We start from the raw sequence: 10,584 nt of genomic DNA, 5'->3' as shown, positions 1-10,584 counted from the left end.
ACGTCATGCAGCACGTAGGCGAGGCGCTCATCGGGTGTCAGCTGCTCGAGCACCAGCATCAGGGCGTAGCCGACCCGGTCGGCGCTCTCCGCGCGCACGACCGGGTCGGCCTCGTCGGGGCTCCGCTCCGCCTCCGGAAGCAGATCGAGCGGATTCTCCCGCCGCCGTGAGCGGGAGCGCAGCTGGTCGAGGCAGATCCGGCTGACGACCCGCGTGAGCCAGGCCCGCAGATCGTCGACCTCGGGGGTGGCGCGGGCGACGCGCAGCCACGCCTCCTGCACGGCGTCTTCGGCGTCGGCGTGCGAGCCGAGCATCCGATAGGCGACGGCGGTCAGATATCGCCGGTGGGTCTCGAACGTCTCGCCGAGGTCAGTCGTCTGCATGTGCACCTCTCCGCTGGCAAGTTATCGGTCAGTGGGCGCCGGCCGGCTGCCGGATCGCCGCATTGATGCGATTCCACACGTTGATCGCGCCGATCTCGAACAGCAGCCCGGAGATCTGCTTCCGATCGAAGTGGCTCGTCATCTCTTCCCAGAGCTCATCGGAGATCGGGTCGTGATGATCGGCGAGGCGGGTGAGCACTTCGGTGAACTCGAGAACGGCGCGCTCCTTGGCACTGAAGTACGGGGCATCCCGCCACGCGGCGACGGCGTGGACGCGCTCATGAGACGCGCGGTCCGCGAGCACCTGGCGGGCGTGGTCGACGACGCACCAACTGCAGCCGTTGATCTGGCTCGCCCGCAGCGCGACGAGATGCAGCAGTGACGCCGGGACGCCGGACGCCTGCGCGGCGCGGTTGATGCTGCTGATCGCGTCGATGCCGCCTTCGAGCACGAAGGCCGGATGCGGCATCCGCGCCTTGTGGGTGACGATGTCGTCTGCGTCGACGGGGGCTTCGGTGATGGTCATGGGGTTTCTCCTGTTCGTGGGTCATGCGCCGTCCGGTGGACCGCTTCATAGAGAAGACGGATGGAGTGCGCAGAATGTGACGGATGCGCCGTCGGACTTTCCCGAGAGCCCGCGCGAGCCACTCCTCTCCGGCCGGCTGCAGCGAGTCGAAATGCGCGCTCAGCCCTAGTCGTCGAGGGCGCGAACGCCCAGATGCTCAGTGTGAGGATAGCTGGTGAAAAGTTTCTCTGATCTGCGGGTTTTCGGGGTCGGAATGTCGGTGGCCCCCTGTTGAATGGGGGCATGAACAACCCGCTGGCTCTTCTGGATCAGGTCGTCTCCGACCTCGATCGGGTGCTGGGTGCGGACGGGTTCGGGTCGTTGTCGGATGCGGACCGGATGAACCTGCTCCGGGTCGCGGGGGACGCGTTCCGGCGCATCGAGGCCGTGGTTGTGGAGACGACCGCCGGGGCCGAGCCGGGGTTCTCCGATCAGTTCGGATGCCGCAGTATGAACGAGCTTCTGCAGCGGGTGCTGCGTGTCGACGCGCCCGGAGCGGCGCGGGTGGTGAAAGCCGCGGACCTCGTGCACCGGGATGTGGAGCTGACGTCTGGGGCTCGGTTGCCGGCCCGGTGGCCTTCGTTGCGTGGCGCGATGCTGGGCGGGTCGATCGGCATCGCTGGGCTGTTGGCTGCAACGGGGCCGATCGATCGTGCCGGGGTTCGGATCGGGCTGACGGATCGGTTGCGGGCGGATGCGGAGCTGGCGCACCAGGCTCGCGGGTACGTCCTCGCCGATGCTGATGCGGACGCCCACGCTTGGGTCCCTGAGCTTGGCGAAGGGTCCGAGCTGGCGGAAGCGTCGGGGTCTGGCGATATGGCGCCGCCGGCGACGCCGGAGGACTTGAAGCAGTTCGCGCAGCTGGTCGCGATGTATCTGGACCCGGACGGATCCGCCCCGTCCGCGGCAGAGGCGTCGCAGGGACGCTCGTTCACCGTCGGCCGGCTCCGTAACGGCACGTATCCGGTCCGTGGGAACCTTCTCCCCGAGGTGTACGCCCAACTCCAGTTGCTCTTCGATGCGCAACTCAACCCGAAGACCGCCGGCCCCACAGACCTGGGGGTGCAGTTCCGTCCCTCCGATGAGATCGACGGGGCGGACGTCAATGACGACGACGTTGCGGATCCGTTCAATGCGGATCCGCGGAACGTGATCGACCCGCGCACCCGCCCACAGAAGCAGCACGACGCCCTCGCCACCGCGTTGGGTATCGCCGCCCGTCATGACGAGATGCCCAGCCTGGGTGGTGCGGCACCGACCCTGGTCGTGCACGTGAACGCGAAAGACTTCGCCAGGTTCACCGAGCACACATCCGAGGCAGGGGCAGGATCAGCGTTCGGAACCGGGCCGCGACCCGCCGTCGTGTCAGTGCCCGAGTCCAGGTCGTCGGCCGGATGGGCGACGATCCCCGGAATCGACACCCCCGTCGCATCCACCGTGGCTACGCATACCGCGTGCACCGGAACAGTCCAGCGGGTCCTGTTCGATGAGGGCCGCATCATCGGGATCAGCGTCACCGACCGCGTCTTCACCGTCCACCAGAGACGGGCGATCATCGCCCGCGACAAGGAATGTCTCATCCCCGGCTGTCACGTCCCCGCCACTTGGTGCGAGATCCACCACGTCACCGAACACGCCCGCGGCGGACCCACCCACACCGACAACGGCGTCCCGTTGTGCTGGCACCACCACCGCACCCTCGACACCTCCGGATGGGAGATCCGCATGATGGGTGGCATCCCCCAGATCCGCGGACCCGGATGGTGGGACCCCGTCCAACGATGGCGCACCCCACGCCTTACGGTTGACTCCCTCACCCACGCCTGACTGTGCGCTTCGACACCGTCACCCCTCGCCCTCGCCCTCGCCCTCGCCCTCGCCCTCGCCCTCGCCCTCGCCCTCGCCCGAGCACGCTTCGCCGACTTGGTACGAGGTGTCGATCGCGAGACCGTTCGTCGCGGTGGACGCGGCGCGCGGCGGGTCCCCACCGCCGCGAAGCGACATCCACCGCACGAAACACCGCGCGCGACGTGGTGTTTGGTGCACGCCACGCCACCTCATGCGAAACGCGCCGCTTCGCGCGAGCGACACCTCCACTACGCGGACGACAGCTCGACGGCTGCGCGGACGACAGCTCGACGGCCGGTGGATCCAGCCAGGGTAGGTGGCCCCATGCCTGGCTGCCGAAGCAGCTCAGCCCGGGGTGATGTCGTCGGGATCGAACTGCGGCCGTCCGATCACGCCGATTCCCACGGCCTCGTGGTCCGGCTCGGGCCGCTCCTTCTTCTCCGGTGCCTTCGGCTCTTCCTGAGGCTCCTTCTCGGTGCTCGGCTCCTGCAGCTGCTCGGTCGACGGTTCTTCACCCTTCGGGTCCTCGGCTGTCGGCTCTTCGGTGTCGGGTTGCTGCGGCGCGGCTTCGTCGGTGCTCGGCGGCTGCTGCTGCTCGGTCGTGGGCTCGTCGCCTTGCGGGAGCTGCGCTGTCTGCTCCTCGCCTGTCGGCTGCTCAGGCGCGGCGCCCTCGGCTTTCGGCTCCGGGGGTGACGGCTGCTCAGCCGTCGGTTCCGCGCCCTTCGGCTCCTGCGTCGGCCGCTCAGCTGCCGGTTGCCCGGCGCTTGGCCCATCGGTCGACTGGCGCTGGTCCTGCGGGGATTCGCCGTTCGTCATGATCGCTCCTTTGAGTCTCGCTGGCTCGCCATGACAGTCTGCTCAGTCGACGCTGTCCTTCCAAGGGGCTTGACGGATACCCCTCCGTGGCCGCTACTGAGAAGTACCTCTGCTTCAGGTGCCGCAATTGATCAGATTTCGTCCTCTTCGGCTACCCCGCTCGGGGTGCTGGGCCCGGATCGTGCGTGCCGCTCTCTCGCGAGATCAGGTTAATGATGGTGAACCGGAACCGGGGAAAGCAGCGTAGCCTGAGGGAGTGACTGCGTACGTCTCGGCTTTCGACCTGTTCTCCATCGGAGTGGGGCCCTCGAGTTCCCATACGGTCGGACCGATGCGGGCCGCCCTCGACTTCTCCCGACGCCTGAGCGCGACCGGCGCACTGCCCCGCGTCGCACGTGTCGAGTGCACACTGTTCGGCTCGCTCGGAGCGACCGGGATCGGCCACGGCACCCCGGATGCCGTCGTCGCCGGACTCCGCGGCCTCGCCCCGGAATCCTGTGACCCGACCGAGGTGCGCGCCGCCTGGACGGATCTGCGCGACGGTGCCGTGATCCGCATCGACGGGACTCATGACGTTCCGTTCGTGAAGGAGGACATCGTCTTCGCGCCGCGGACGCGCCTCCCTGGGCATCCGAATGCGATGACGCTCACCGCGGGGGATGCCGACGGCGGTGTCCTCGCCGAGGAGACCTACTACTCGATCGGCGGCGGCTTCATCCGCCGCGACGGCGAGGAGGCGAAGCTCGCCAGGTCCGGATTCCCGTACGACTATGCGGATGCCGCGTCGCTGCTGGCGCTGTGTGACGAGCACGGCCTCTCGATCGCCGAGGTCGCCCGGCTCAACGAGACTGCGCTGCGCACCGAGGAGGACGTCGCCGCCGGACTCGACGCGATCTGGGACGCGATGGCCTCCTGCGTCGACGCCGGCCTGCATTCCGAAGGCACCCTTCCCGGCATTCTGAAGGTGAAGCGCCGCGCCGGCACGATCCGCGCGCAGCTCGAAGAGGCGGAGTCCGGCGGTCACCGTGAGCTCCCCGGCGAGTGGCTGGGTGCTTTCGCGCTCGCCGTCAACGAGGAGAACGCGGCCGGAGGGCGGGTCGTCACCGCCCCGACGAACGGCGCGGCCGGCATCCTTCCCGCCGTCGCGATGTACTGGTGGCGATTCCTCGCCGACTCGGGCCTCGGAGCCGGCAACGCCGTGACCCCCTACGGAGAACTGGTCGGCAGCGCGCTCCTCGGCTTCGACGGTACCCGGGCGCTGGAGACCGCGACCTCCGGCGACGGCGAGGAAGAGCTCATCGCCGAGGCGAACCGCCGCCGCGGCATCCGTCGTTTCCTGCTCACCGCGACCGCGCTCGGGTCGCTGTTCAAAGCGAATGCCTCGATTTCGGGAGCCGAGGGCGGATGCCAGGCCGAAGTCGGATCTGCATGTGCGATGGCCGCGGGCGGCCTCACCGCCGTCATGGGTGGCACGAACCGCCAGATCGAGAACGCGGCCGAGATCGCGATGGAGCATCATCTCGGACTCACCTGCGACCCGATCGGCGGACTCGTGCAGATCCCGTGCATCGAGCGCAACGCGATCGCCGCGTCGACCGCGGTCACGGCGGCCCGGCTGGCGCTGCGCGGCGACGGATCGCACTACGTGTCGCTGGACGCCGTCGTCGAGACGATGCGTCAGACCGGTCTCGACATGTCGACGAAGTACAAGGAGACCAGCGAAGGCGGTCTCGCGGTCAACGTCATCGAGTGCTGAGGACGAAGTCCCTGGCTTGAGACAGAGCTTTTGGCATGAGACATGGCTGCAGGGGGTCTGTCTCATGCTGCAGGTAATGTCTCGCGTGAGTGATCCGGCGAGACCGGGGCGGAGGGAGCGGGGATGGATTCGTTCTGGGACCCGGGCAACCGAAGACGGCGCCAGCAGCCGGTGGTGTCGGTGCAGCCGTCGGATGACGCGCCGGAGCCCGACGCGCAGTGGCCGAAGAGCATCCCCGCCGTCGCTCAGGTGCTGCGAGAGGGCATCGATCTCGATCCCGGTGTCACGTTCCTCGTCGGGGAGAACGGCAGCGGCAAGTCGACGCTCGTCGAGGGGGTGGCGATCGCCTACGGCCTCTCGCCCGAGGGCGGATCCCGCCAGGCGCACCACAGCACCCGCCCGACGGAATCACCGCTTTCGGAGTGGCTCCGGTTGCAGCGCGGAGTCGGCGCCAGCCGGTGGGGCTTCTTCCTTCGGGCCGAGACCATGCACTCGTTCTACACGTACCTCGAGGAGAACCCCTCGACCCGCGGTCCCGACGTCCCGTTCCACGAGATGAGCCATGGCGAGTCCTTTCTCGCGCTGCTGGAGAGCCGATTCGATGAACCGGGCTTCTACTGCCTCGACGAGCCGGAGGCGGCGCTCTCATTCGGGTCGACGCTCGCACTCATCGCGGTGCTGCGGCGCATCGCCGATGACGGCGGCCAGGTTCTCTGCGCGACGCACTCACCGGTGCTGGCCGCGCTTCCTGGAGCCCGGATCCTCGAGGTCGGCGACTGGGGCGTGCGCCCGGCCGAATGGGATGACCTTGAGATCGTGAATCACTGGAGGTCCTTCCTCGATTCGCCGTCGCGATACCTGCGGCATCTGCTCGACTGAGCGCCGGGCGTCCTGCGAACGCGCTGCGGCGAAGTCGTAGGCTGACGGGCATGACCGACAAGAGCGCGCCCCGGAGGCGGGGCCGGCCGAGAGGCGCCTCGGATTCTCGTGCGCGGATCATCGCGGCCGCGGTCGACGAGTTCGGGGAGCAAGGCTACGACGGCTCGACGATCCGATCGATCGCGGCGCGCGCCGGTGTGGACTCCGCGCTCGTGCACCACTACTTCGGCACCAAGGCCGATCTCTTCGCCGAGGCCGTCGGGGTGCCGATGCGCCCCGACCTCGATGTTCCCGGCATCCTCGCGGGGCCGCGTGAGGACGTCGGCGAGCGGCTGGTCCGCTACATCCTGGGGGAGTGGGAGAAGCCGGAGGTGCGCCGACGCGGTGTACTGCTGCTGCGCGCGACCGTCAGCAGCAAGCTCACGACACCGCTGTTCGCCGGGTTCCTCACGCGCGAGCTGCTCTCGCGGGTGACGGCAGCGATGGATGCGCCGGATGCGGAGCTGCGAGCGGGCCTGGTCGCGTCGCAGATCGGCGGATTGCTACTCGCCCGGTACGTGATGAAGGTACCCCCGCTCGTGGACGCCACCGTCGACGACATCGCCGCACAGGTCGGGCCCACACTGCAGCGCTACCTCTTCGGCTGACATTTGCGGGCGCGCGGCGCCCTCGGACCGTCTACTCGGCGAGCCGGCGAAGAGCGGAGCGGATCAGCTGCGTGTCCTCCGCGCCGAGAGTCTGCTCGATCTCACTGTTCATCTCGGCGGCCACCACCATAGCCGCGCGGCAGAACTCGACGCCGCGCCGATCCAGTTGAACCAGCGTGGCTCGCTGGTCGGTCGGATCCGTCTCCGCCGTGACATATCCGGCCGACTCGAGCGATCGGACCAGAACGCTCATGGCCTGCCGACTGATCCCCGCGCGGGCGGCGAGACTCGAGACTCGCGTGCCATCCGGATCAAGCCCGGTGAACACTGCGATATGCGCCGGATGCACCTCCGGGTACCCGATTCGCGTGATGCGTTCGAAGGCGTCGCGCATCAGCTTCGCGGATGCCGCGGCGATGAGCTGGCCGAGATCGTCCCGGGCGGCATCAGCGAACTCCCTCAAGACGTCACCGTGCATACGCAACCTCCTTGACACAAGTAGGCAATGGGGTTGACTATTAACGCAACTCCCTTACCTATCGGCCATCTTCCCAGATCAGAGGTCTTCATGTCGGATGCCCACACCATCGTCGTTCCCGCCATCGGCGCGTTTCTTCCCGACTTTCGGGTGGTCGACTCCGCGGATGCGATGTCATCACTCGCCGAACGCACGCGCGGAGACGGCAGCACGGTCGTCTTCTTCATGCGGGCGAGCACCTGCCCGATCTGCCGTGCCCACGTACGGACGCTGGAAGCGATGGCCGAATCTGGAGAACTGGGCGGGGCTCGGGTTGTCGTGGTGACGCCGGGTGGCGCGGCCGAGGCCCGGGCGGTCGCGCGCTCCACCACCCTCGACGTATTCGGTTCCGGTGATCACCACCGCGACGTCGGACTGGGCCGGTTCCTCACACTGCAGCACAGTGGGACGTTCGTGCTCGATGCGTCAGGGCGCGTGCTCGCCCGCCGAGCCAGTGCGCTGCCTACCGCGAGCTTTTCCAGGAAGGACATCCGCGAGACGCTCGCACGCACCCATTGACCGCGGCCCCGCTCAGGCGCATAATTCATCACATGATGAATAAAGCGGCCGTCGAGATCTCGCAGCTCCGCGTGCGGCGAGGGAAGACGCACGTGTTCGACGGCATCGACCTCGTGGTCCCGCGCGGCGAGATCACCGGGCTGCTCGGTCCGTCGGGATGCGGAAAGACGACTCTGATGCGATCCATCGTCGGGGTGCAGCGGATCGCATCCGGCGACGTCACCGTGCTCGGACAGCCGGGCGGTTCGAGCGCGCTGCGCGACCGTGTCGCCTACGGCACTCAGGGCGCGGCGGTCTACGGCGACCTCAGCGTCCGCCAGAACCTCAAGTACCTCGCGGCGCTGCTGAAAGCGCCGAAGGGCGACGTCGACCGCGTCATCGACGAGGTCGGTCTGGGCCCGCAGGCCGGGCAGCTCGTGGACTCGCTCAGCGGCGGCCAGGAGATCAGGGTCTCGCTCGCGATGGCGCTGATCGGATCGCCCGAACTCGTGGTACTCGATGAGCCGACCGTCGGCCTGGATCCGGTGCTGCGGACTGAGCTCTGGGGGCTGTTCCGCGGGCTCGCGGACCGCGGCGTCACGTTGATCGTGTCGAGCCACGTCATGGACGAAGCCCTTCGCTGCGACCGGCTGCTGCTCATGCGCGACGGCCGGATCATCGCCGACACGACGCCCGCGGCTCTCCTGGCGGACACCGGCACCGCCGATCCGGAGGCGGCCTTCCTCGCGCTGATCGAGCGCGATCGCCACGTCTCGGGCGACACCCGCAGATCTCGGCGCGAACTCCGAGAGGAGGAGGGCGAATGAACGGCATCCGCATGCTCGCCACGGCCGGCCGCGTGCTCGGGCAGCTGCGTCACGACCCTCGGTCGATCGCGCTGATGCTCGTCGCGCCGAGCCTGCTGGTCGGACTCTTCGCCTGGTTGTTCAGCGATCAGGAGGGCGTCTTCGACCGGTTCGGCGGGGCGATCCTGGCGCTGTTCCCGTTCATCGTGATGTTCCTCATCACGTCGATCACGACGCTGCGCGAGCGCAGATCCGGCACGCTGGAGCGGCTCATGACGACCCCGCTCGGCAAAGCGGACTTCATCCTCGGGTACGCGCTCGCGTTCGGCCTGATGGCGGTCCTGCAGGCCGTCGTGACGGTGTCGTTCGCCGTCGGCGTGTGCGGGCTCGACGTCGACGGTCCGCTCTGGCAACTCGGGCTCGTCGCGGTCGTCGACGCCCTGCTCGGCACCGCTCTCGGACTACTCGCCAGCGCCTTCGCGCAGACCGAATTCCAGGCGGTGCAGTTCATGCCGCTGCTGGTGTTCCCGCAGATCATCCTCGGCGGACTGTTCATGCCGCGCGATCAGATGCCCGAGGTGCTGTACGCGATCTCGGACTGGCTCCCGCTCAGCTACGCGATCGACGCGGTCAACGCCGTCGCGGCGGGCGAGGAGGGGCGGGACGTGTTCCAGCCGCTGCTCGTCGTGATGGCGTTCGCCGTCGGGGCGCTCGTGCTCGCGTCGCTCACCCTGCGGCGGCGGACGAAGTAGGTCGCGGTCAACTTGCGGCTGTCGATTCTCGTGTGACGAGCCGGAAGTCGACGACGACGTGGCGGGGTTCGGCCGGGCCGTCTGTGCCCAGCTGGTCGACCAGTGCTCTGACGGCCTCCTCGGCGATCTGAGTCGATCCGAGGTCGACCGTGCTCAGGCTCGGGATGGAGAATTCCGATTCTGCGATGTTGTCGATGCCGATGATGGCGACATCGGCGGGAACGCGCAGCCCTGCCTCCTCGAGCGCACGCATCGCACCCAGCGCGAGGCTGTCGTTGAACGCGACAACGGCATCGAAACGAGTGCCCGTCGCCAGCAGTTCGCGGGCCGCGTTCGCGCCGTTCATCTGGTTCCAGGGGTCCGCCTCGCAGACGAGTTCAGGATCGAAAGCCACCCCGGCTGCGTCCAGCGCATGTCGATAACCGGCGAATCGAAGACTCGCCGCATGTCGCGGGTCCACGATCCGTGCACCGATCGCGACGATCTGTCGTCGTCCGACGTCAAGCAGGTGCTGAGTCGCGACCCGGGCCGCCGCGGACTGGTCTGAGCTGACATGCACGGCACCGGGGCCCACCGCATGTTCGCCCAGGATGACCGTGGGTACCGGGAGGGCGACGGAGGTCAGTTCGTCGGCGAGGTGGTCCGAGGGGTTGAAGATCAGTCCATCCAGGTGGTGCACCCTCGCGCTGGCGAGGAATGATCGTTCGCGGTCCACGCTGCCGGTCCGCTCGATCTGCACGACGAGTCCGAAAGCCTCGGCGGCTGCGATCACCCGCTCCGCGAGCTCGGCGAAGTAGGCGACGCTCAGCGATGGGACGGCGAGCCCGATGACCCCGCTGCGGCCAGACCGCAACGTGCGCCCGGCGAGGTTCAATTTGTAGTCGAGAGACCTGATCGCAGACTCCACCCGCGACCGAGTGGTGGTGCTGACGTAGCCCGTTCCGTTGACGACGTTCGACACCGTCTTCGCAGACACCCCGGCGAGTCGGGCGACGTCTTGCATCGTGGTCACCATTCGCATCCTCCTCTCCTACCGTACATCGATGAACTGCCTCTTGACGTGGCCTTCGGCAGCGAGTAAACATATGTAGGTAATCGATTACCTACATCGATTACC

At 68.0% G+C, this 10,584-nt stretch carries 13 protein-coding genes; 7 read left to right on the top strand and 6 right to left on the bottom strand.

Annotation, left to right across the window (positions count from 1 at the left end; translation table 11 throughout):
- Together CUR96_RS09150 and CUR96_RS09145 are read right to left on the bottom strand one after the other, a co-directional pair.
- Nucleotides 1-383: sigma-70 family RNA polymerase sigma factor (locus CUR96_RS09150; protein ID WP_146008138.1), on the bottom strand; the 383-nt coding region annotated here is incomplete at its 3' end.
- Nucleotides 384-411: 28 nt separating this feature from the next.
- The gene (locus CUR96_RS09145; protein WP_219721974.1) at nt 412-909 is read right to left on the bottom strand and encodes a carboxymuconolactone decarboxylase family protein; all 498 of its coding nucleotides are present in this window, start codon (nt 907-909) and stop codon (nt 412-414) included.
- Nucleotides 910-1,191: 282 nt separating this feature from the next.
- On the opposite strand from CUR96_RS09145, the gene CUR96_RS09140 reads away from it, so the two are divergent.
- Nucleotides 1,192-2,775, top strand: coding sequence for an HNH endonuclease signature motif containing protein (locus tag CUR96_RS09140; protein ID WP_102193004.1), 1,584 nt, complete (start codon nt 1,192-1,194; stop codon nt 2,773-2,775).
- 18 nt (nt 2,776-2,793) lie between these two features.
- Here CUR96_RS09140 and CUR96_RS18590 read toward each other — a convergent pair whose 3' ends face one another.
- On the bottom strand, nt 2,794-2,952 hold the full coding sequence (locus tag CUR96_RS18590) for a hypothetical protein (protein ID WP_180968987.1): 159 nt from the start codon (nt 2,950-2,952) through the stop codon (nt 2,794-2,796).
- A 189-nt stretch (nt 2,953-3,141) separates the two neighbouring features.
- The gene (locus tag CUR96_RS09135) at nt 3,142-3,612 is read right to left on the bottom strand and encodes a hypothetical protein (protein ID WP_102193003.1); all 471 of its coding nucleotides are present in this window, start codon (nt 3,610-3,612) and stop codon (nt 3,142-3,144) included.
- A gap of 256 nt (nt 3,613-3,868) precedes the next feature.
- On the opposite strand from CUR96_RS09135, the gene CUR96_RS09130 reads away from it, so the two are divergent.
- The 3 genes from CUR96_RS09130 (at nt 3,869) to CUR96_RS09120 (ending at nt 6,894) form a co-directional block, all read left to right on the top strand.
- Nucleotides 3,869-5,368 carry an L-serine ammonia-lyase, iron-sulfur-dependent, subunit alpha gene (locus CUR96_RS09130; protein ID WP_102193002.1) on the top strand — a complete coding sequence of 500 codons (1,500 nt, stop codon included), beginning with the start codon at nt 3,869-3,871 and terminating at the stop codon, nt 5,366-5,368.
- A gap of 123 nt (nt 5,369-5,491) precedes the next feature.
- Nucleotides 5,492-6,247 (top strand): AAA family ATPase, encoded by a 756-nt coding sequence (locus tag CUR96_RS09125; RefSeq protein WP_102193001.1) that lies wholly within the window; start codon nt 5,492-5,494, stop codon nt 6,245-6,247.
- Between the two features lie 50 nt (nt 6,248-6,297).
- Nucleotides 6,298-6,894: a TetR family transcriptional regulator gene (locus CUR96_RS09120; protein ID WP_102193000.1), complete on the top strand. Its 597-nt coding sequence runs from the start codon at nt 6,298-6,300 to the stop codon at nt 6,892-6,894.
- A 31-nt stretch (nt 6,895-6,925) separates the two neighbouring features.
- On the opposite strand, the gene CUR96_RS09115 is transcribed toward CUR96_RS09120, so the two are convergent.
- Nucleotides 6,926-7,372, bottom strand: coding sequence for a MarR family winged helix-turn-helix transcriptional regulator (locus CUR96_RS09115; protein WP_102192999.1), 447 nt, complete (start codon nt 7,370-7,372; stop codon nt 6,926-6,928).
- A gap of 90 nt (nt 7,373-7,462) precedes the next feature.
- Here CUR96_RS09115 and CUR96_RS09110 point away from each other — a divergent pair, with 90 nt between their 5' ends.
- Genes CUR96_RS09110 through CUR96_RS09100 form a run of 3 tightly spaced genes read left to right on the top strand, consistent with a single transcriptional unit; the run spans nt 7,463 to nt 9,467 of the window.
- Nucleotides 7,463-7,930: a redoxin domain-containing protein gene (locus CUR96_RS09110; protein ID WP_180968986.1), complete on the top strand. Its 468-nt coding sequence runs from the start codon at nt 7,463-7,465 to the stop codon at nt 7,928-7,930.
- Between the two features lie 32 nt (nt 7,931-7,962).
- Nucleotides 7,963-8,736 (top strand): ABC transporter ATP-binding protein, encoded by a 774-nt coding sequence (locus tag CUR96_RS09105; protein WP_102192997.1) that lies wholly within the window; start codon nt 7,963-7,965, stop codon nt 8,734-8,736.
- A complete protein-coding gene (locus tag CUR96_RS09100) occupies nt 8,733-9,467 on the top strand; it encodes an ABC transporter permease (protein WP_102192996.1) in 735 nt (244 codons plus the stop codon). Before CUR96_RS09105 ends, CUR96_RS09100 begins: the two co-directional genes overlap by 4 nt.
- Before the next feature lie 7 nt (nt 9,468-9,474).
- Here the strand turns inward: CUR96_RS09100 and CUR96_RS09095 are convergent, their stop codons facing one another.
- Nucleotides 9,475-10,482, bottom strand: a complete 1,008-nt coding sequence (locus CUR96_RS09095) for a LacI family DNA-binding transcriptional regulator (RefSeq protein ID WP_102192995.1) — start codon at nt 10,480-10,482, stop codon at nt 9,475-9,477.
- Nucleotides 10,483-10,584: the final 102 nt, after the last annotated feature.

The sequence above is a fragment of the Microbacterium aurantiacum genome, assembly GCF_002872075.1.
Lineage (GTDB): Bacteria > Actinomycetota > Actinomycetes > Actinomycetales > Microbacteriaceae > Microbacterium > Microbacterium aurantiacum_A.
The sequence above is the reverse complement of the archived record's forward strand: the minus strand, read 5'-3'. Positions and strand labels throughout refer to the sequence as shown.

Coding starts and splice junctions, on each gene's coding strand:
- CUR96_RS09145 (WP_219721974.1), bottom strand. CDS start 909: ATGACCATCACCGAAGCCCCCGTCGACGCAGACGACATCGTCACCCAC.
- CUR96_RS09135 (WP_102193003.1), bottom strand. CDS start 3,612: ATGACGAACGGCGAATCCCCGCAGGACCAGCGCCAGTCGACCGATGGG.
- CUR96_RS18590 (WP_180968987.1), bottom strand. CDS start 2,952: ATGTCGCTTCGCGGCGGTGGGGACCCGCCGCGCGCCGCGTCCACCGCG.
- CUR96_RS09110 (WP_180968986.1), top strand. CDS start 7,463: ATGTCGGATGCCCACACCATCGTCGTTCCCGCCATCGGCGCGTTTCTT.
- CUR96_RS09095 (WP_102192995.1), bottom strand. CDS start 10,482: ATGGTGACCACGATGCAAGACGTCGCCCGACTCGCCGGGGTGTCTGCG.
- CUR96_RS09105 (WP_102192997.1), top strand. CDS start 7,963: ATGATGAATAAAGCGGCCGTCGAGATCTCGCAGCTCCGCGTGCGGCGA.
- CUR96_RS09115 (WP_102192999.1), bottom strand. CDS start 7,372: ATGCACGGTGACGTCTTGAGGGAGTTCGCTGATGCCGCCCGGGACGAT.
- CUR96_RS09100 (WP_102192996.1), top strand. CDS start 8,733: ATGAACGGCATCCGCATGCTCGCCACGGCCGGCCGCGTGCTCGGGCAG.
- CUR96_RS09120 (WP_102193000.1), top strand. CDS start 6,298: ATGACCGACAAGAGCGCGCCCCGGAGGCGGGGCCGGCCGAGAGGCGCC.
- CUR96_RS09125 (WP_102193001.1), top strand. CDS start 5,492: ATGGATTCGTTCTGGGACCCGGGCAACCGAAGACGGCGCCAGCAGCCG.
- CUR96_RS09140 (WP_102193004.1), top strand. CDS start 1,192: ATGAACAACCCGCTGGCTCTTCTGGATCAGGTCGTCTCCGACCTCGAT.